This window comes from Candidatus Pelagibacter ubique HTCC8051 (assembly GCF_000472605.1).
Classification (GTDB): Bacteria; Pseudomonadota; Alphaproteobacteria; order Pelagibacterales; family Pelagibacteraceae; genus Pelagibacter; species Pelagibacter communis_B.
Map to the genome: position 1 here is coordinate 1,091,356 of NZ_KI421440.1, position 20,942 is coordinate 1,112,297.

19 protein-coding genes are annotated in these 20,942 nt (G+C 22.6%); 4 read left to right on the forward strand and 15 right to left on the reverse strand.

The features are described from left to right. Positions 1-60: 60 nt before the first annotated feature. From F754_RS0105910 to F754_RS0105920, 3 genes are read right to left on the reverse strand one after another with little or no spacing between them, the layout of a single operon-like run. Positions 61-2,454, reverse strand: coding sequence for a PQQ-binding-like beta-propeller repeat protein (locus tag F754_RS0105910; RefSeq protein WP_023648997.1), 2,394 nt, complete (start codon positions 2,452-2,454; stop codon positions 61-63). Positions 2,455-2,466: 12 nt separating this feature from the next. Next, positions 2,467-3,522 carry a hypothetical protein gene (locus F754_RS0105915; protein WP_023648998.1) on the reverse strand — a complete coding sequence of 352 codons (1,056 nt, stop codon included), beginning with the start codon at positions 3,520-3,522 and terminating at the stop codon, positions 2,467-2,469. Next, positions 3,515-4,180, reverse strand: coding sequence for a hypothetical protein (locus F754_RS0105920; RefSeq protein WP_023648999.1), 666 nt, complete (start codon positions 4,178-4,180; stop codon positions 3,515-3,517). The genes F754_RS0105915 and F754_RS0105920 overlap by 8 nt, the downstream gene beginning before the upstream one ends. Before the next feature lie 65 nt (positions 4,181-4,245). On the opposite strand from F754_RS0105920, the gene F754_RS0105925 reads away from it, so the two are divergent. Genes F754_RS0105925 through F754_RS0105935 form a run of 3 tightly spaced genes read left to right on the forward strand, consistent with a single transcriptional unit; the run spans position 4,246 to position 6,416 of the window. After that, complete coding sequence (locus tag F754_RS0105925) at positions 4,246-5,049, forward strand: methyltransferase domain-containing protein (protein WP_023649000.1); 804 nt, start codon at positions 4,246-4,248, stop codon at positions 5,047-5,049. 42 nt (positions 5,050-5,091) lie between these two features. After that, positions 5,092-5,796: a glycosyltransferase family 2 protein gene (locus F754_RS0105930; protein ID WP_023649001.1), complete on the forward strand. Its 705-nt coding sequence runs from the start codon at positions 5,092-5,094 to the stop codon at positions 5,794-5,796. A 5-nt stretch (positions 5,797-5,801) separates the two neighbouring features. Next, the gene (locus tag F754_RS0105935; protein WP_023649002.1) at positions 5,802-6,416 is read left to right on the forward strand and encodes a class I SAM-dependent methyltransferase; all 615 of its coding nucleotides are present in this window, start codon (positions 5,802-5,804) and stop codon (positions 6,414-6,416) included. Here F754_RS0105935 and F754_RS0105940 read toward each other — a convergent pair. From F754_RS0105940 to F754_RS0105960, 4 genes are all read right to left on the reverse strand, one after another. Then, positions 6,384-7,712, reverse strand: a complete 1,329-nt coding sequence (locus tag F754_RS0105940) for a hypothetical protein (RefSeq protein ID WP_023649003.1) — start codon at positions 7,710-7,712, stop codon at positions 6,384-6,386. The two genes, F754_RS0105935 and F754_RS0105940, sit on opposite strands and share 33 nt — an antisense overlap. 483 nt (positions 7,713-8,195) lie before the next feature. Next, entirely contained in the window at positions 8,196-8,882 is a 687-nt protein-coding gene (locus F754_RS0105950; protein ID WP_155242600.1) for a phytanoyl-CoA dioxygenase family protein, read from the reverse strand. 345 nt (positions 8,883-9,227) lie between these two features. After that, positions 9,228-10,469: a class I SAM-dependent methyltransferase gene (locus F754_RS0105955; protein ID WP_023649006.1), complete on the reverse strand. Its 1,242-nt coding sequence runs from the start codon at positions 10,467-10,469 to the stop codon at positions 9,228-9,230. A 94-nt stretch (positions 10,470-10,563) separates the two neighbouring features. Next, positions 10,564-11,232, reverse strand: coding sequence for an FkbM family methyltransferase (locus F754_RS0105960; RefSeq protein ID WP_196228286.1), 669 nt, complete (start codon positions 11,230-11,232; stop codon positions 10,564-10,566). Positions 11,233-11,458: 226 nt separating this feature from the next. Here F754_RS0105960 and F754_RS0105965 point away from each other — a divergent pair, with 226 nt between their 5' ends. Further along, positions 11,459-12,367 carry a GDP-mannose 4,6-dehydratase gene (locus F754_RS0105965; RefSeq protein WP_023649008.1) on the forward strand — a complete coding sequence of 303 codons (909 nt, stop codon included), beginning with the start codon at positions 11,459-11,461 and terminating at the stop codon, positions 12,365-12,367. Here F754_RS0105965 and F754_RS0105970 read toward each other — a convergent pair. The 8 genes from F754_RS0105970 to F754_RS0106005 form a co-directional block, all read right to left on the reverse strand. Next, positions 12,358-13,548, reverse strand: a complete 1,191-nt coding sequence (locus tag F754_RS0105970) for a glycosyltransferase (RefSeq protein WP_023649009.1) — start codon at positions 13,546-13,548, stop codon at positions 12,358-12,360. The two genes, F754_RS0105965 and F754_RS0105970, sit on opposite strands and share 10 nt — an antisense overlap. 90 nt (positions 13,549-13,638) lie before the next feature. Next, complete coding sequence (locus F754_RS0105975; RefSeq protein ID WP_023649010.1) at positions 13,639-14,502, reverse strand: hypothetical protein; 864 nt, start codon at positions 14,500-14,502, stop codon at positions 13,639-13,641. A gap of 8 nt (positions 14,503-14,510) precedes the next feature. Then, a complete protein-coding gene (locus F754_RS0105980) occupies positions 14,511-15,677 on the reverse strand; it encodes a glycosyltransferase (RefSeq protein WP_023649011.1) in 1,167 nt (388 codons plus the stop codon). Continuing rightward, positions 15,678-16,343 (reverse strand): NeuD/PglB/VioB family sugar acetyltransferase, encoded by a 666-nt coding sequence (locus tag F754_RS07660; protein ID WP_023649012.1) that lies wholly within the window; start codon positions 16,341-16,343, stop codon positions 15,678-15,680. An 85-nt stretch (positions 16,344-16,428) separates the two neighbouring features. Next, on the reverse strand, positions 16,429-18,135 hold the full coding sequence (gene tadA / locus F754_RS0105990) for an ATP-binding cassette domain-containing protein (RefSeq protein ID WP_023649013.1): 1,707 nt from the start codon (positions 18,133-18,135) through the stop codon (positions 16,429-16,431). Continuing rightward, positions 18,135-19,487, reverse strand: a complete 1,353-nt coding sequence (locus tag F754_RS0105995) for a hypothetical protein (protein WP_023649014.1) — start codon at positions 19,485-19,487, stop codon at positions 18,135-18,137. The genes tadA and F754_RS0105995 overlap by 1 nt, the downstream gene beginning before the upstream one ends. Before the next feature lie 6 nt (positions 19,488-19,493). Next, a complete protein-coding gene (locus F754_RS0106000; RefSeq protein WP_023649015.1) occupies positions 19,494-20,075 on the reverse strand; it encodes an SIS domain-containing protein in 582 nt (193 codons plus the stop codon). Positions 20,076-20,086: 11 nt separating this feature from the next. Further along, positions 20,087-20,920 (reverse strand): N-acetylneuraminate synthase family protein, encoded by an 834-nt coding sequence (locus F754_RS0106005; protein ID WP_023649016.1) that lies wholly within the window; start codon positions 20,918-20,920, stop codon positions 20,087-20,089. Positions 20,921-20,942: the final 22 nt, after the last annotated feature.

Sequence of the window (20,942 nt, forward strand, 5' to 3'; positions counted from 1 at the left end):
CTTAAGTTTTTTGATTTTGGAATATAATTTAATTTCCATATTTTTTTTTTTACCACCTTTTTACCTTATGCCAAATGTATATATTGTTGAGTCTTTTTCCTTATAATCATGATATGCTCCGCCAGTTGATATTATTGACAAATATTGTTTTCCATTAATTTCATATAAAATTGGTGGAGCACTTCCGCTTGCTTTCATTTTATAATTCCATATCTCTTCTCCAGAAGTTGAGTCTATCGCATAAACAAAATTATCACTTGTTCCTGTAACAAACAAAATACCAGCTTTGTTAAGCGCAACCCCACCAAATATTGATGAACCAGTTTCAATCCATTCACCATTTATGAATTTTTTTCCAATTGACTTTTTCCATTCTAATTTTCCGTTACTTAAATTTACTTTAGAAATATATCCCCAAGGAGGATTTGATGCTGGCATGTCGTCACTAGTTAAAAATTGAGTCCATGAGTTTACATTATTTTCAACTCTTATTAATTTATTATCATACAAATAATTATCCCAATCTTTAAATAACTTCTTAAGTTGCTCTAAATCTATATCTTTAAATTTTTCATTATGGGCAATGTTCAATTTAACATTTAAATCCTCTTCTCCAAAGAGTGGTTTAGACATTTTACCTGATAACCCAACTAATGAAGGAACGTACTTAATTAATTTTTCACCATCCTTTATTTTTTTACCATTTCTATTTTTCCCATGACAACTAGAACAATTTTTATAATAAGTTTTCAATGCTTTTTTATTTTTTATGAAATATTTATTAGGATTTTCCATTGATTGTAAATATAATCTTAATTTCCATGGAACATTATTGGTTGGAATGAATAATTCATGCTTATAAGGATCTATTGCTGCTCCAGGCCATTGAGCACCTCCATGTAAGCCAAAAATGATTAAATCTTTTTTAAAAGAAGGAGCTTCAAACCATCCTATTTTTGATTGATTAACAATTTTTTTTATTTTCTTAATCTTTTCATTAGAAAGCTTATCAAAATCTTTTTTGGTAAATTCAACTTTTGAAAACTTTTCTGGCTTTTCTAAATCTAATTGATATTTAGCAGTAATCTCATTTGGAACATCCGAAGTTGGAGCTTTCCTATATCTTAAATCAAAAATAGGTTTTCCATTATTTCTATCTAATAAAATAACATTTCCCGTTTTAGTTAAAGCTATTATGGTTTCAAATAGTTTGCCTTCTATTTCCAAATTATGAATTATAGGTGGACTCGCAATATCATAATCCCATAAATCGTGACTAACATCTTGAAATGCCCAAAGTATATTTCTTGCGTTTAAATCAAAGGCAACAATACTGGACGTATTTTTATTTGCACCAGGTCTGTTTACTCCATAAAGAGATGGAAGAGGATTTCCTGTAACAATATAAACTATTCCTTTTTTTTTATCGAGTGCTGCTCCACCCCAAGGAGCACCTCCACTAAAATTTCTTTTATCATGAACGGAAATACCAAATTTTTTTACTCCAGAGTTTATATCAAAAACGTCAACTGACCTCATAATTGATACACTAACTAATGAATCTTTATAAACCATTGGAGCAACTATGGTTAAGCTACTAATAGATCCCTTGTCGCCAAAAGATTTTACTAATTTTCCATTTTTAGCATCAATTTTATAAATTCTACCTCCAACTGGTACAAATAAATATTCTTTATTTTTTTCATTAATATAACTAACAATACCTCTTCTTGAGGGTTGGAAAATTGTATCAATATCCCATATTTTTTTTCCAGTTACACCATCTACTGCTTCAATTTTCCAATCTGAGGTAATATAAATTAATTTTTTATTAATAACTATTGGGTTGATCTCAATATTTTGCTTGTAGTATGATTTAAAATCATCTTTTTTGATAGATGTTCGTTTCCAAATTAAATCTAATTTTTTTATATTTTTTTTATCTATTAAATTTGAATTGCTAAAATGTGTATTCCAATTGCCACCGTGAGACCTGGTCCAGGAAGAATTTTCAGTAGTTTGTTCGTTATTATTAAATTTATCTAATTGCTTGTTTTCTTTGAAGAGTAAACCTTTTTGATATTTATATTTAGGTAAATCATCTCTATTTTCTAATAAGTTAGAATTATCTTCAAAAGAAAGAATATCTTGATTAGATCCTCCGAAACGATTTCTTTTTATACTTCTGGCATATTCAAAAATTAATGGGGATTTTTTAATTACTTTTTTAATTTTATTATTCAAATTTCCTTTTGAAAAACATGGCCTAATATGCTCAATACCAAGATCTTTGTATGCTGAGAAAAACTTTAATGACTTACAATTGTCGTTTACATAAAAAATATAAATTAAAGATCCTATGATTATTAATAGAATAAAAAACAAATATTTAATAAATGGATTAGTAATTTTTTTTTTAATAAATTTTACTAATTTTAAAAATTGTAGATTCATTTGATATTATTTCTATATATTAATTGTTTTTTTATACGAGTCTAAAATAATATCATTGGAAATAGGACCTGGTATATTTTGATCTACAAAGGACATCCCTATCCCATAAATATTAGGATGTATTTTTTTAATTATTTTATTAATCGAAATCTTATTAATTCTCAGGTTACAATAGTGAATTGATTGACCAAAATTCTGAATTGATCTTGAATAAATTTGCTCATTAAACTCACCATTTTTGAGTAATAATTTATAATTTATTTTTTTTTTATAAAAACATTGATCAACACATAATGGAATAAAATTAAGTAATTTCAAAAATTTAGAAAAAAATTGTATTCCTAAATAGTGTCCAATTGCTCTTGATAACTTATATCTGATGACGGTAATGTTTTTTCTTGGAATTTTTGAATAAATGCTTCTAATCTTATATTTATGGTAAAATTCTGAATACTCTACTAGATCTCCATTTTTGAGAATATTAGACCTATAAAGTAAATCTAAAAATTGAACTGCTCCCACACATAGGAATAACTTATCAACTTGAGTTTGATGTAATTTATTATTTTGTTGGTTGATCCAACTAATATAAATCTTATTTTCTTTTACAAAAAAACTTAGAATATAACCATCTTTAATTTTGTTTAAAATATTATTAGAACTTAAAATTTTTCCAGAATATGTTTGCAATTGATGTATGTTATTATCATTAGATATAGTGCCTGTTTTTGAATAATCTAATTTTACAAATTTAGCTTTTTTTTTAATTAGAATTATAATTTTATTTGTAAGTTTTCTTAAATTTAAATGTCCACCCCAAATAGTTGAGTTACCACCTAGAATTAATCTATCATGCAACTTTCCTTTCTTTAATCTAAATTTTAATGTGCCATATGATAATGTCTTTTTTGAAAAAAATTTGTTTATATCAAGTGATTTTCTTCTTAAAAAATTTTGATTATCAAATAAATTTTTTTTTTTAAAACCTATTACTTTTGAATTTTTTCCTAAAAATATTTTTGTGATTGCTGCTGAAAATCCTGAGCCTATTACCAAATTTTTAATCATAAATAAATCTTAATAGTCTATCTAAAAATAAACTTCTTGGAATTGATAAACCTAAAGGCTTAATTTTAAAAGGGTTGATTTTTGTCTTTGTGTTAATCGAGTCATTTACCATTTTTTTTAATTTTGATATTTTTACAGAATTAACAAGATCTAAATATAATAGAATATTAAACAAAATAATCATAAATTTATTTCCAAATATATCAACTTTATTTTTGTTATTTTTGATCACTGGAATATTTAAAATTTTTAAATTATTAAATTTTTTAAAAAGTTTATAAGCTAATTCTTTCTTAGCATATTCATATCTAGAAAATGTATATCTTTTTTTGATTTTAGAATTTTTTTTTACTTTATATATTGTATCAATGTATAAAATTATAGTTTTATTTGTAGATATAGAATCAATTAATTTTAGTGGTAAGATTACATTCACATTATAATATCTTCTAAATGAATACCAATGACTTAAAAAATCATATCCACAGACTAAAATTAAATCCACTTTTTTTTCAATAATATTCTTATCTAATTTTAATTTTTTTATTGACCTCCACGAAAAAACTTTTATGTCAGATTGATAAAATATTGATGAAATAATTTTTTTAAACTTTGTACTTTTTCCTATAATAACTATTTTTTTATTTTTTTTTTTCACTAGATTGTATTTATGATGTATTATTTATATTATGAATATACATTAATAATTTAGATATTTAATCAATGAATTATAAAATTAGAAATTTACTATATGAAAAAGAAGTTTTAAATGTTGATGTAAATAGCAACGAATTACTAAAAATTCATCTATCAATCCTAAGAAAAAAAAAATTACTTAATTCTGCATTTTTAACATTTTATAAAGATATGGCAAAAATTTGTGACAAATATTTTTTTATTGATGGTTTGGAGGTAGAACTAGGATCGGGTGTTGGTTTTTTTAAAGATATTAGAAAGAATATTTTAACATCAGAATTTCAAAGAAAAGGTATAAAATATGATTTAGAGCTTGATGCTACTAAATTGAATCTTAATAACGACTCAATAAAATGTATATATGGAATTAATGTTTTTCACCATATTCCCTATCCAACAAAATTTTTTGATGAATTAATTCGTGTTTTAAAAAAAAATGGTGGTTGCATATTAATAGAACCTCATAATGGTTTTTTTTCTAGGGTATTGCATAAAAATTTACATAAAGATGAATATTTTGACACTAATAAAATTGAATGGGATAATAGCGAAACATTTGGACCACTAGCTAATGCCAATCAAGCACTAGCGCATAACATTTTTGTGAGAGATATTGAAATATTCAAAAAAAAATATGGACAAAGATTAGATATTATACACCAACAGTATGAAATAAATGGATTAAGATATTTATTTTCAGGTGGTTTAAATTTTAAGCAATTTTTACCTTCTTTTTTAAATTCTTTTCTAAAAATGGTGGAGGCTTTATGCTCACCTTTAGCGAAATATTGGACACCATATAAGATGATAGTGATAAAAAAAATTAAATGAATATAATTAATTATATATAGATAAATAATAATAAAAAATTTAATGAAATTATCAATAATAATTCCTTGTTACAATGAAGATAGAAGTATTGAAACCGTTATCAATAAAGTCCTAAATCAAGAATATAAAAATATAGAAATAATTGTAGTAGATGACTGCTCTCAAGATTCAACGGTAGATATTTTAAAAAATAGATTAAACGAAAAAATTGATAAAATAATATTTCATTCCTCTAACCAGGGTAAAGGTGCTGCCCTAAGAACTGGAATAATGGAAGCAACAGGCGATATAATATTGATCCAAGATGCTGACCTAGAATATGATCCTAATGAATATATGTCACTTATTAAACCTATTTTATCTGGTAGAGCAGATATAGTTTATGGATCAAGATTTATCGGAAGCAACCCCCACAGAGCAGTTTACTTTTGGCATAGAGTAGCAAATGGGTTTTTAACAATTCTATCAAATATATTTTCTGGTTTAAATTTAACAGATATAGAAACTTGTTATAAAGTTTTTAAAAGTAAAATCTTAAAGGACATAAAAATTGAAGAAGACGGATTTGGGTTCGAGGCTGAAATTACTGCAAAAATTTCTAGAAAAAATTATAAAATATATGAAGTTGGAATTTCATATTATGGGCGAACATACCTAGAGGGTAAAAAAATAACATGGGTTGATGGCATTAAGGCAATTTATTTTATTATAAAATATAATATTATGAATATTTTTAAAAAAAATTAATTCATATGAGTTTCAAAGTAAAAAATTTAATTGATAAAGAATTAAAAAAAATAAAAAAGCCTAGAATTTTAGAGTTTGGTGTTGAATATGGTAATTCTACAAAATATTTTTTACAAAACATTAAAAAAGGTAATCTGATATCTGTTGATACCTCTGATTGCAGTCATCTTTTTAAAAATAAACAATGGACTTTTATAAATTGTAGAGATGATAATTATAAAAAAATAGATAAACATTTAAAGAAAAAGATAGATATAATATTTGTAGATACAACCCATACAGCTGACCATGTTGAGAAAATTTTTTACCTATATTTTAAAAAATTAAAAATAAATGGGATAATGTTAATAGACGATATCTCATGGCTACCATACTGTAAGAATCATTATAGAGATAATTATTGGGTGGAGCGAAATAATAAAGAAACTTTTTTTAGAATGCTTGAAATTTACAACTCAAATACAGATAAATTTCATATAAGTTTTAATTTTCTAGAGTCTGGCCTCTGCAAGGTTATAAAAATAAAAGATAAAAAATTAAAAATAAGAGGTAAAATTTATAATAGAAAATTCATTATAAACAATATTTTAAACTTTATTAAAAAATTTTTTTCTTTTTAAAAAATCATAAAATAAAGGAATCAGAATTATATATAATCCGCTAGTTTCAAAAATTATTCGACTCAATGACACCCATAAAACCCACTCTAAAGGGAAAGATGTCAATAAAAATGCTGCCATAAAAAATCCAAAACCTAGAACTAACATGAACGAAAAAGGAAGAATAAATATGTTTTTCTTATCATATTTTAACATAACTACCGAACTAATAATCGATACAGGTAAAATCAAATTATCAAGAGAATAAAAGAATATATACTTTAAAGTTAATATAGCCCTAGGAAAATTGATAAAATCAAAAAAATTAGATATTTTAAAATATTCATAATTTCCTTTTTGTATTTCGTGTGACAAATCTAAAAAACCAAAAATATAAAATTTATTTAGTAGTAAAAAAATAAACACTAAAGTCATCAAGATTTTAATTTTAAAATTAATTTCTTTTACTAATATTAATGAAAATAAAAAAATTATTATTAGAACAGTACTCTCACTTTTAATCCAAATTATAGAATTAATTAAAATAAATAAATAAATAAATTTGTTATCAAATTGTTTTATAGGTATTTTTTCAGTTAAAATTTCATAAAATATTTTGGTTAATAAAATTAACAATGAGAAATTTAAAATTTCTTGATAGCCATTGAATAACTCAACTTTATAAATTAAAAAAATTAATACAAAAATTAAGATAATTTTTTCAAAAGTATTTACCTTAATTATTGATGCTATAGAAAAAATAGACAATAAAAATAAAAACAAATAAAATAACCTTCCAAAATATTCATATCCTAAAAGGCTTAATTTAGAGTAAATATGCCATAAAAATGATCCTAAGTATGGATAATCGTCTCTAGGAGTATTTTTAAGGTCAAAAAAATCTCCACCATTTGTAAAAACTAATTTTTTAGCTAGCCAATAATTTTGTGCGTCCCACCCTAATTTAAGATTATTTGATAAATCTATTGAAAAAATAAAAAATAAAAGAAATAACAGAAAGAATATATAATTAATTTTCAATAATTTAAATTTATAATTAACAAATAAATCTTTTAGTAAAAATAATAAATTTATCAAAAAAATCATTATTAAAAAATAATATATAAAATTTGAACCACTTCTTAAAATAAAGGAAAGTATTAAAAGTAAAAATAAATTAAATACTAATCCAACCTCTAAACGATTAATAATATCTAGATTTTTTTCACCTTTTATAAATGAACATACAAAACTTGGAGCATAACAAAATATTGTAATAACAAGAAAATGTAAAATTATTGATAAAGTTTCAATCATTTGTTTGCAGAAAATAACAATTATTATATTTATAAAGTATCTTGTATGAATTTAATCTATGTGAATATTTATTATTTTTTTTATAATCAAAATTTTTATTATCTAAACTATAATTTAAGAATATTACCTTGTTAGTTTTTATTTTTTTTAAACCATTAAAATACCAACTTGAATTGGGAGATGTTGCATAGTTAATTATTGGTATTTGATAATCAATATTAAATTGTTTTTTTATTTTACTCAGAAACCCAATCGATTCCCTACCACAAAATTGATATTCATTAATCAATCTTGTTTCATATGACCTGCTTAAGGTAAAATATAGTTTTTTAAAAAAATCAGTTTGATATAATATGATTAATATAATTATTAAGATTATAATTATTTTGTTATAATTTTTTTTTTTAATAATTTTGATGTTCATTAATTATTTATGTAAAAGTTTAAGTTTAATTAATTATATCAAAATAATTTATTTTAAAGTTAATTATTGCTCTTATAAAATATGTCTTTATTTGAATATAATATTTTATTTCTTCCAAAGTGAACATTTAAAATTATTCTTGAATTTTTTTGTGGTGTTTCACCCTTGTGTAAACCATACCCATCGGTAAAAAAAATAGAACCAGCCTTTCCCTTATATTCAATTTTTTGATCGTAAGAGTTATAAATGAAATTATCATCATATAGTCTTGGAAGACTACTTTCTAATTTTTTTTTTTTATGTGATTTTGGAATATAAATATGGGGACCCGAGTCTACATCAACATCTGTAAGATAAATATATAGTTTTAAAAATTTTGAAAAATCATTATCCCAATGAAAAAATTGTGCGTTACCATATTTTTCTTGATTAGAAATTTTAATTGGATTTGATACAAAAAAGGATGCACTAATAGAGAAATTTTGGCTATTCAAATAATTTTGTACAAGGGAAATAATTGGCCTAGATGTCAAAAAAGTTTTAACACTACTATCTTTTTTCAAATCAATAAAACCTGTTACGCGACTTATATTTTTATTTATTAATCTATTAATATAATCCTCTAAATTTTCTTGTTCTTTTTTTATTAAAATATTTTGATCTATATGCCTGTTTTTTTTATATTCTAAATCATTATTATTAATTGCTTCATTAAGAAATTTTTCTCTTAGATTATCTTTCAACATATATGTTTTAGTACAGCCATCTTCATCAATTTTATAAGTTAAGTCTTTAGAGCAGATACCTTTTTTGATAAAATATTCATCAAAAGATTGATTATTGTGTATTTTAATTTTAATTAAATTTCTAAAAAAACTTAGTGTACAAAATAATCTGATCAAAAAAAGTTTAGGTATAATTACAAAGCCATTTAAGGCAACTAATCTAAAATATTTAATGATTCTTTTTGTATCTCTATAAGCATCTAAAAAAACTTTTATAGCGAATATTACAATTTTCATAATTTATTATAACTTAATTACATATATTATTTTTATATGTAATTAAAATATGTTAATTAGCCTACAAAATTATTTAATATCAATATTAGGCAATGGAAATATAAATTTTGTACCTTTTAATCTAATTTTTTTTTCTCTTTTTATAATCTCATCTTTGAAGTGCCAAGGTAATACAAGATAGTAATCTGGATTTATTTTTCTAGAATACTTTTCATTCTTAATGAGTAATTTTGTTCCTGGTGTGTAGTATCCATCTTTCAGTGGATTTCTGTCAGCAATTAAATCTAAATGATTTTTATTAATATTAAAAAATTGTAATAATACATTTCCTTTTGTGGAAGCTCCATAACCATGAATAATTTTACCATGTTTTTTAATATCATTTATTTTTTTATTTAATCTTTTTTTAATATTAACTATTTTTTTAAAGAAGTTTCTGTATGTATTTTTATTTTCTAGTTTAAACTTTAGCTCATATTTTATCACTTTTTTAATTTTATTTTCTTTTATTTTATAGTTTGCTTTTTTATGACAAATATAAAATCGAGTACTTCCACCGTTTATTTTATTTTTTTTAATATCTAAAATTTTAAGATTATTGTTTTTTACCATTTTAAGGATTATTTTTGTTGAATAATAACCTAAATGTTCATGACAAATTGTATCAAAAAGATTATTTTTAATAATAGATAATAGGTCTTGGAATTCTAAAATAAAAATACCTTTTTTCTCATCAATTATTTCACTTATATCTTTCAAAAATTGATTGGGATTTTTTAAATCATAAAAAACTGCTAATGCAGTAATAGCTTTAAATTTATTATTTTTTAATACTTTAGTAAGTCTTTTTTTTGAAAAAAAGTTACTGATTTTAAAATCAATATTATTATAAAACTTTCTATATTTATTGATAGTTGGGTCTATACCAACACGAGTCAAATTTTTTTGATATGAATTTAATAATGTTGCATCATTACTTGCAATATCTAAAACATAATCACTTTTGTTTAAAAAGTTTTTTTTTAAAGATAGCTCATTAGTTATACTTTTCACATGACTTGTCATTGTATGATTTATTCCAGTTCGATAACCATAATTATTGTCGTACATATAATTAAGATCAAATTCTTTACTTACTTGGACTAACTTGCAGTTTTTACAAATCACTAATTTAATCTCTGATTTAGGAATATTAATTTTTTTATTTTTTGGAAATTTTCCTGTATAGCTTAATTTTCCCAAGGAAAATAACTCATAAAAATTATTTTTTTTGTTACAGTTTCTGCAATTTTTACAGTTTAATGATTTCATTATCTTGTTTATTAATAGCAATTTTCAATTATCAGATACAGTAACTTGAGTCATAAGTATATTATTTTTTATCATTGACTCAGACTAATATTTATTAATAACAATAAATATCTATAATTATTTTATTATTGCTGTTAGATTTTATAAATTCAATAATTTTCAAATAACTTTCATTTTCAAACAAAATCTCTCCGTAATTATCTAAAATAGACCAATTTTTATAGCCAATATTAAATAGTTTTTCTATTAGAGAAATATAATCTTTTTCGTTTAAGCTCATATATTCGAAAAATAATTTAGGCTTGTATTTAATAATACTTTTCATTCCAGAAAATAAAACATTAAAATCATATCCATCAACGTCAACTTTAATTAAAGAAATATCCTCAATATTGTTTTCTAAAATTATTTGGTCGAGTGTTTTGCTTTTTAAACCTATGTCGCCCTGGATAAGTGTTTTTGTGCCAGTATTAGTATTGGTTAAATTTCCTGATAAATCTAGTCCTACTAACTCTTTAATTAAAGTTATGTTTGATTGTAAATTATTAGAAATTTTTTTTTTATTCTTGCTTAAATATTTAAAAAAATATTCATCAGCTTCTATTGAGTAATATTTAAGTGTTGGGTTGTTATGATATAATCTAAAAAGTGTGTCACCAATGTTTGCTCCTATATCTATAACACTTTTATTATTATCAATTTTTTTTACTAGTTTTGAAATAAATTGATCATATTTTGGATACAAATAATTATATATTGACAATAAATGTCCTGGAGGCAAAATAAGACTTTGTTTATATAGGTAAATTTTTTGATCTATATTAAAAATTAAACGTAATCTTCTAAAAAATTCATATTTTTTATAAAAAAATATTTTTTTAAATTTGATAATTATATTATTTATCAACATTGCAATTACATTAATTATTTTAATTGTTTAATATTAGATTTATTAGTAATTCAATACTATAATTAAAAGAAATATAAAATTGAAAAAAGTACTCATCACAGGAGCTTTGGGACAAGATGGGATAATTTTGTCTAAAATATTTCAAAAGAAAAATTTTGAAGTTTATGGGTTTATTGAAAAAAAAAGAAAAAGAAAGATTACAAAAGTAAAATATAATTTTAACGATTTAACAATTCAAAAAAAAATAATAAACCATCTTAAAATAATAAGACCTAATATAATTATTCATTTAGCTTCTAAAAACGAAACATATAAAAAAAGAAAAAATGAAAAAAATTACAAAATAAATTATTTAAAAAATTTAAAATGTACTACTAATCTTTTAAACTCAATTATAAAGGTTAATTTAAGATCAAAATTAATTTTTGCTGGATCATCTTTAATGTTTAAAGATACATACAAAAAAGTTTCAGAAAAGACTACACTTAAATCTAATGATTATTATGGTAATTATAAAATAGATGCTCATAAAATGATTATGAGAATGAAAAATGAAAAAAAAATAGACGCCTCAACAGCAATCCTATTTAATCATGACTCTATATTTCGTAACAAAAAATTTTTATTACCTAGAATTGTTAAATCTTTTGTTAACAAAGATTTTAGATTTATTAAAGATATATATAAACTAAATATTAACGGAGATTTTTCTCATGCAGAAGACATCTGTAATGGAATTTATAAATTATCAATTACAAAAAAAGAAATTGATATGTTAATTTTATCTAGTGGTAGAAGATTTTATATAAATAAGGTTATAAATTATTTAGAACAATATTTTCAATATAATATTAAAAAAGAATGTTTAAATAAAGATGTAAATCGCAGAATAATAGGGTCTAATAGACTCGCAAAAAAAATACTCAATTATAAATCACATAAATCACCAATCAATGTTTGTAAAGAAATCCTAAAAAATTATTTATAAATACTTGTTTGATTTTTAATTTTATTAAAAAATTCAATATATTTAGATGAAATCTGATCTTGGGCTAAATTTTCATCGAAAAAAAATTTAGCCAAATTTACTTTTGAGTTTATATTTTTTATATTTTTATCAAAATTAATCAGTTCTTTAACTAAATTTTTTGGATCATCAATATCAATTTGATTAACATATTTTTGAAGGGATATATCCAGCAAATCTTTAGTATAAAAAATTGGTTTTTCAAAAAAAAATGCTTCGTATAATGGTAATGATGAATATCCAACTAATGATGGCATAACTATACCTTTGCAATTCATGTACAAACTCTTTACATCTGTATCGTTTAAATATTCAAAAAAAGTTATTTGATCAATTAAACCAAATTCATTCATTTTATTTACTAAAAAATTAAAGTTGTTTTTTTTATGTCCTGTAAAAACAAATTGAATTGATCGATTATAGTCTTTTTTCAATAATTTTAATGCACGTAAAATATAATAATGATTTTTATGTGACCAATATTGAGCTGGATAAAAAAAATACTCTTTATTTTTTTTTATATACTCAAGGACCTTATTAGAAATTTGAGCTTCTGCTTTATTTTCTAATTCAGTTATGCTTGTAACAAGAGGAATCACGTTAATCTTATCCTCAAAACAATTATAATATTTGATCAAATCTTTACCTTTTTTTTGAGTATCAACAATTAATGAGAGAGATTTTTTTATATTTGTATCCAAAAGTTCTTCTCTAAAATCAAAGTCCGACCATCCTTTATATTCTGGAAGATCGGGTCTCGATAAATGATGAAACTCATAGATATAAGTAACATAATCAATACTATTACAAAATAATGATAATCTTGAGCATCCTAAAAAAAATATTAAGTCAATTTGATTTTTTTTTAGGAATTTTTCGAATCTACTTTTAATATTAAATTTTTTAAGTAGTGATTTAATTAATTTTGATGAGTAAAATAAAAAAAAAAGTTGGTCAATAAAATTAGTTTCATAAAAAAGAGTTTTTTCTTCATTTATTTTTGTTATCTTTTTTTGAGGATTAACAGTCAAAAGTTTAAAATTAAAATCTTTAAATTTAGACAAAATCTTATAAATTTTTTTTGATTGATGATAAGAGCCACCACCCTTTCTATCAAATTCACCTATAACTCCAATTTTCATGTTAATCATTTATATCAATTTTTTAAAAAATATTTTCATAAAATTTACATTGCCAGACTTCATATATGCAACATAATTAATTTTAAAATTTTAATCTTTTTTAAAAAATTGAAACATTACAGTTTTTCTATAATTTTTTTTCTTCATAATATCAAAACCGTGATAAAAATTTTTTTTTGAATTATAAATTAATAAACTATTTTTTAAACTTTTAGGAATAAAAATTTTTTTTTTAAATTCATTATCCTTGTATATCCCTGTTGCTCCAGAGAACTCAACATCATCATCATTGCCATCTACAAAATGAATACAGTTTAATGTTTTATTTATATCATCATCAACACTTATTGTATCAATATGAGGGGCTAAAAAAGATTTTGGCCATGCACTAGAGCAGGCTATTGAGTAACATTGGAAATTTATTTTGTCATTTACTAATTTATTAATAAATTCAGAGAATTCATTTGAAAGTATATAATTATAATAATGTTTCAAATATGGATGTAAAGAAATTATCTTCTTGTCATAATCTAAATATTTTCCAGGAAGAAAGCCTAAATATTCAAGTCCAATATAATAAAATTTGATAGGATTATTTTTGAATTTAAAAAAAATATTATTAGGCCAGTTTTTTTTTATATTTTCATAACTTTTATCATCAAGAAAATTTTCTATATAACACCATCCATTTTTTTTTAGTTCTTCTGATTTGTTTTCAAAATCAATTTTTTTTATTGTAATAACAGAATTTTTTTCATTATTACTTTTCATGAAGGTTAAAAGTAATTTTAAAAATATTTTCTTAATATAAGAAATTATTACTCTATAAATAGAAATAATTTTTATCAGTAAAACTTTAAAGATTTTTTTTATTAAAACATTTTTAAAATTAGGTATGTAATAAGCATTACAATAAGCTTTATCAATTATTTTTTGAGAAATATCTTCAGCCATTATTTTGATTAAATATTGACATATTTTATAATTAATTCTTGAAAACTTCTAGCAAAATTTAAATTCTTAGCTAAATTTACTTTTTGAATTTTTTTTATTTTCTTTTCAGACCATTTAACTTTAGATTTTGCTACTTTACACATTAAAGAAGCAAGCTTTCTATTATCGTTTGGATTAAAATAATAAAAGTTATCTGATAGTTGCTCTTTGTGCACTGGTATATTCGACAAAATTACATTTTTCGCGAGTGCTTTCGCTTGCTCAACACTATTACTTAAACCTTCAGATTTTGAGGGATTAATAACAGATAGTGAATATTTCATTAAACTTAACATATCTATAAACGGGATTACTCCTAAAATTTTATAATTAGAATTTAATTTATTTTTTTTAATATATTTGCTTAAAAAATTTATGTGAGATGTCTTCCTATGATCATGAAATAAACCTGTAGATATTACATGATAGTCAAACCCTTTTTTTTTTAAGTATTTTAAAGCTTTTAATATACAGATATGATTTTTGTGTTGCCAATAATGATTTGGAACTAAAAAAAAATTATTTTTGATATCATATTTTTTTTTTAATACAGAAAACTCAATAAACTTTATATTATTTTCAATTAATACATTATGCTTTATGACAGAACTTTTTTTATAACCTGATACAGAAATTTTTTTCAAATCTTGCTGAACACTTTTTGTGCTTACAATTATTCTTGTAGAGTGTTTTGTGGCTAAAATGACATTTAGTCTTCTAAAAAACTTATCTTTAAAAGTAAAATTTTTTGGTAAATTGATTTCCTGAAAATCTGGGAACCAAGGAAATGAAGCAATAGAAGATTTTTTACCTAGAGATTCTGCGTGGGATAAGCACTTTACACCTTTCTCTTTTAATACTTTAATTAATAGCGTATTTCTATTTAAAAAAATTATGAGTAATTTTTGAACAATTCTAATAAATAAATTACCTCTATTTACTAGACTTGTTTCTATAACTTGATAACTCTTAAAAAATTTGTCTTTTAAAATTTCACTTCTATTGTCTGTAATTATCACAGGCATGATCTTTTTATCTCCAAGCAAATGAAGACACTTAAACAAATTTATGTAATAATTATAACCACCAAGCCAATCTTTTTTTCTAAAGTTTAATATAAATGCAACTTTAATCACTTATATTATTTCTAGATTATATTTCTTTTTATTGAGCCGTAAAAATTTTGCTGGATTTCCAACAACTACTTGTCCATCTTTTACATCTTTAGTCACGACTGCACCTGCACCTATGATTGAATTTTTTCCTATTTTTAAATCTGGTAATACTGTTGCATTTGCGCCTATGGATGAAAAATTTCCAATTTTAACTCTACCTGCAATATAAGCTGAACCCATAACATGAACACCATCACCAATAATACATTCATGATCAATTACAGAATTTACATTTAGTAAACAATTATTTCCTATTTTTACTTTTTTATGTATTACTGAATTTGGCAAACATAGTAAGCCATGACCTATTGTAGTATTCTTGTCAACAATAGAGTGTTTTGAAATTATTGATAATGGAGTTAAATTTTTTTTAATAAAAATTTTGGATATATAATCTCTTAAGAATCCATCATACATTCCAATACAAACAAAAAAATATTTTGACTGTTTTATAAAATTTTTAAGATCAGTTTTTTTATTTGAAAATTTTGCTTTACTTTTATAATTAGCTTTTTTGATAAACTCATCGAAAATGAAATCAACTTTTTTATTTTGTGACTTTAAGTTTTCATAAACTAAATATGATGTTGATAGCCCTCCATATAAAAGTATTTTATTATTTTTCATAAATTATATCTTTTAATTATTAACAATTTTTATATATTTTTAAAAGAAACTTGATCATATATTTTTTAAAAAATTACAAAGTTAGCTAGGAGACTCTCTGGATACCTTGTTCAGTTAACTTATAAATATCATTAAACTTTTTTAACTGACTCATATCATGACTTATAAATATAATAGTTTTTTTTAAATTTAATATTTTTGAGATAATATATTCTGAGTATTCTTTATCTAATCCTGCTGTACCTTCATCAATTATTAAGATTTCATGATCTTTAAATAGTGCCCTTGCTATTCCAACCTTTTTAATCTCACCACCAGATAATTTAGAAGGATTGTTGCTTACACTAGAAGATAATTTATCAAAACTTTTAACATCTCTAAAAACTTTATCGATTATATCTTTAAATTTTTCACTGTTATCATTATCAAAAAGTTTAATATTATTTTCTAGACTTGACTCAAATAAAAATATTTTTTGTGGAATATAGCTAATCAATTTATGCCAGCTCTCTACATTTTCATTTATATTATATTTGTCAATTGTAATATTTCCTGAATTTGCTGGTATTATACCCATTAAAATTTTTACTAAAGTTGATTTACCAGAACCCGTATTACCAAATATTCCTATTTTTTGATTTTTTTTTATATTAAAATTTAATTTATTAAATATCTTTTTATCAGTATTTGGGTATGTAAAAGTTAAATCATTTAATGAAACCAATGATTCAAATTTGTGATTAAAATTTTTGTTGTTAATGGTAGGTAAAATTTTATTTTCTATAAGACTCAATTTATTAACAATATTTTCTATAATAGGTTTTGACTGACCTATTCTCTGAATCGCAATCATGCTTTTATTAAGAGTAGGTATAAATTTGAATAAGGCCGCAGCCAACACTGCTATTGAGGGTAGATAGTCTATAAAATTAAGATCGTTACTAATTGTAAATATAACAAATAACGAAAAACATAATATCAAAACAATTTCAATAATTCCTTTTGGAAATATTCTTATTAAGCTAGTTGTTAATGCTAATTTTATTAGCTTAATATTGATTTGATTATCATCTTGAATAAAATAATTTTTAATATTAAAAATGTTTATCTCATTAATTGAATCTATTCCATTTGTTAAATTTCTTAATCTATTAATTTCTTCCATTTCTGTTTTTTTTGAAAGTTCATAAATCTTTTTTTTAAAAAAAAACCAATACAAAAATAAAATGAATAATAACAAAAAAATAACTAAATATAATTCTTTATTAGTAACAAAGAAAATAACACACAATATAAAAAAAAAAGTAAGTAATTCAGCAACAATTACCGCAATACTATGGATAAAATTTAAAGAAAAAATATTGGTTTGTGAAATCATAGTTCTAATAATAGTAGAAGATTTTTCCTCTAATAAATTTAAGAAGTTTTGACTTAACAAACTTTTAAATATTGTGTTTGAAAGATAAAAATTTATACCCAGCAATATTTTTGACTGAAAGTAACCAATTAAAATTAAAAATATATTTTTGAGTAAAAAAATAATAAAAAATATTGATATATAAATATATACAGTATCTTCATACGTAATATTTTTTTTAAAGAAAGAAGAGAAATTAAAATATGAGTTGTTTAAAAGTTCATCTGGTTTAGTTAATAGTTCGACAACTGGGAGTATTAAGGCTAAACCAAGACCCTCTAAAAATGCACCTATTAGACTAAAAAATAATAGTATTGAAATAGTGTGCTTAAACTTATGTTTAATTAATTTATAACCTTTTAAGTAGACATTCATTAGTTTATTTTATTGACAAGACTTAATAAATCTTTTCCGTATGAGCTTTTATTTTGATAGATAAAATAATCTAATTTTAACGAATTCTTATTTTTTAAATTTTTTTTTTTACTTTTTTTTAGAATTAATATTTTACATATTTGATATAAATCGTCCAAATTCCAACATAACTGTAAGTTATCAATCTTTTCAATATCATCACAATGATCTAATTTCACAACATGATTATAGTGATCAAAAACTGTGTTAGATTTGTGTCCAAGCACAATAGTATCTTTTTTAAAAATCAGAGATTCAATAACCATCGTTGTAGGAGCAGAAATTATGAATTTAGCATTTGAAATTAACTTTGGATAATATGATAACTCTGGCTGAATAGATGAATCAAATTTTTTGTTTAAATAATTCTTTTTTAATTGTGGGTCTATAATTATGTTTTTATATTTTTTAATATTAATTATATTGTTGTCGTTTCTCCAAGGATGTGGTCTGTAAATTAATTTATATTTTTTAAATAAACGGGTATTAAGAATTTTTTCTAATCTGTCTAATATTTCATCTAAATTGTCAGTTAGACCAAATGCCTCAAAAAATAAAATATATTGAAAATTAAATAAAGATTTTTTTTGAAAACTTTTATATTCATTAAATCTCGGAGTACCAATTATTGAAACTTTACTTTTTTTTATTTTTTGAATTTTGATAGCATGTTTTTTGCTTTGCTCACCCCATACACCAAAAAAATCAGCGTAAGGTTTTAACATCACTCTTGAGGATAAATTGTCCCAATTATCAATTAAACTTAGGGTTTTAATTTTTTTTTCTTTGCAGATTCTTATCATATCATAATCTCCAATATCCTGACCCTGGGTAGGAATTATAACTAAATCTGGATTTGCAATATCAATTGCATATTCTAATTCCTTATTTTTTTTTAGTTTTATTTTTTTATTTTTAAAAAATAATTGTCCAATAAAACTTGATAAAAATAAATAAAGAAAAGTTTTATAAAATTTTACTATTATTCTTTTTGGTATATTAATAATTTTTCTAAAAAAATTTTCTTCTGTCCACCAAATCTTGTTTTGTAAATACTTGTTAATCAAAAAATTGACTGATTTTGAAATATTATGATTTAAAAAAGTTTGCTTTAAACAAATTTTACCATATTTTTTTTTATCATCATTATCATGTGAATATGTAAACATTCTTTTTTTTTTGAGTTTAATCTTTAATTCTTTGTTCGTAGCAAAAAAACATTTAAAATTTTTTTCTATTTCATTAAAAGCACCCGTATTGATATAATTTCTAACAAAATTATCATTTGTGATTAAAATCAATATTCTTTGCATTAAAAATTAATTTCTTGATAGTAGTTTCTTTTCAACAGCATTTAAGATGTAATGAGCTAAAAACATATGCTCTTCTTGAATTAAAGCAGTATTTTTTGTTAAAATCGTTATTGACTTATCAGATATTTTTTTTGCCCCCCCTCCTCCTTTGCCCAGGAAACTTATAGAAAATATCTTTTCTGATTTAGCTTTTTTAAGAACATTGATTATATTTTTAGAATTTCCAGAAGTTGAGAGGCATATTAAAATATTGTTTTCATCTTTTTTATTTAAACCTGATAAATGTCTTGAGAAAACTTCATTAAAACCATAATCATTTCCACATGCTGTAAGATATGTCATATCATTACCTAAACAGATTATAGGAAATGATTTTCTATTTATTTTTGGATTTAATCTGACTAAAAACTCTGCTGAAATATGTTGTGCGTCCGCAGCTGACCCACCATTTCCACAAATAAATACTTTATTATTATCTTTTAGGCATTTGTAAATCTTTTCAATTATAAAGTTAATATCTTTTGAAAATTTAAAAATTTTTTTTCTTAAATTTATTGAATTAGCAATATGCTTTTTAAGATTTATCATTTTTACTTAAATTACAAAATATGAGATCGTAATTTTTGTGCTATTTTTTTTTCATCATCTAAAATTAAACCTAATTTTCCATCTCCTAATGAATTATCAATTTTTTTAATTCCATTAATTAGCTCTCTCATGCCTTTAATTTCAAGTGATGCTGATTGGTCAGAGCCGTACATTGTTCTGTCCAAAGTTATATGCCTTTCTAATGAAGATATATTTAAAGTGTATGCTGCAAGTGATATTACCACTCCATTTTCATGTCCGCTGTAACCCACTTTACAATTAAATTTTTCTTTTAATGAATTTATTGCTTTTAAATTAACGTCTTCTGGTTTGCATGGATAGGTTGACACACAATGCATTAGCTCAAAAGAACAATTATTTTTTCTAAAAATATCCACTGCATTCTCAATATTTTCAATAGTTGACATGCCAGTTGAAATAAACGTATGTTTTTTTCTTAAAGCTACTTGATACAAAAAATTAGAGTCAACAATCATTGCTGACGCAATTTTGTTATACTTTAAATCAAATTGATCTAAAAATTCCAGACTATCTGTCTCCCATGCAGATGCAAACCAAATCATATTCTTGGCTTTACAATAATTGTCTATTTCTTCATATTGAGATTTATCAAATTCTAAACCTTTCTTTTGTTCTCTTTGAGTTGTTCCCCATGGACTATCTCTCAGGGAATCTAAAATTTCTTTACTATAAACTTTATCAATATTTCTTTTTTGAAATTTGACAGCATCAAATCCTGCAATTTGAGCCTCATCAATTAGTTTTTTTGCAACACTCATGTCACCATTATGATTTATACCAATTTCTGCTATAAGGAAAGTCATCGGTTTAAATAACAAAATTAGT

Excerpts from the sequence above, each read along its gene's own strand:
- F754_RS0105910 (WP_023648997.1), bottom strand. The coding sequence starts at position 2,454 with ATGAATCTACAATTTTTAAAATTAGTAAAATTTATTAAAAAAAAAATT.
- F754_RS0105915 (WP_023648998.1), bottom strand. The coding sequence starts at position 3,522 with ATGATTAAAAATTTGGTAATAGGCTCAGGATTTTCAGCAGCAATCACA.
- F754_RS0105925 (WP_023649000.1), top strand. The coding sequence starts at position 4,246 with ATGAATTATAAAATTAGAAATTTACTATATGAAAAAGAAGTTTTAAAT.
- F754_RS0105930 (WP_023649001.1), top strand. The coding sequence starts at position 5,092 with ATGAAATTATCAATAATAATTCCTTGTTACAATGAAGATAGAAGTATT.
- F754_RS0105935 (WP_023649002.1), top strand. The coding sequence starts at position 5,802 with ATGAGTTTCAAAGTAAAAAATTTAATTGATAAAGAATTAAAAAAAATA.
- F754_RS0105940 (WP_023649003.1), bottom strand. The coding sequence starts at position 7,712 with ATGATTGAAACTTTATCAATAATTTTACATTTTCTTGTTATTACAATA.
- F754_RS0105950 (WP_155242600.1), bottom strand. The coding sequence starts at position 8,882 with ATGTTGAAAGATAATCTAAGAGAAAAATTTCTTAATGAAGCAATTAAT.
- F754_RS0105955 (WP_023649006.1), bottom strand. The coding sequence starts at position 10,469 with ATGAAATCATTAAACTGTAAAAATTGCAGAAACTGTAACAAAAAAAAT.
- F754_RS0105970 (WP_023649009.1), bottom strand. The coding sequence starts at position 13,548 with ATGAAAATTGGAGTTATAGGTGAATTTGATAGAAAGGGTGGTGGCTCT.
- F754_RS0105975 (WP_023649010.1), bottom strand. The coding sequence starts at position 14,502 with ATGGCTGAAGATATTTCTCAAAAAATAATTGATAAAGCTTATTGTAAT.
- F754_RS07660 (WP_023649012.1), bottom strand. The coding sequence starts at position 16,343 with ATGAAAAATAATAAAATACTTTTATATGGAGGGCTATCAACATCATAT.
- tadA (WP_023649013.1), bottom strand. The coding sequence starts at position 18,135 with ATGAATGTCTACTTAAAAGGTTATAAATTAATTAAACATAAGTTTAAG.
- F754_RS0105995 (WP_023649014.1), bottom strand. The coding sequence starts at position 19,487 with ATGCAAAGAATATTGATTTTAATCACAAATGATAATTTTGTTAGAAAT.
- F754_RS0106000 (WP_023649015.1), bottom strand. The coding sequence starts at position 20,075 with ATGATAAATCTTAAAAAGCATATTGCTAATTCAATAAATTTAAGAAAA.
- F754_RS0106005 (WP_023649016.1), bottom strand. The coding sequence starts at position 20,920 with ATGACTTTCCTTATAGCAGAAATTGGTATAAATCATAATGGTGACATG.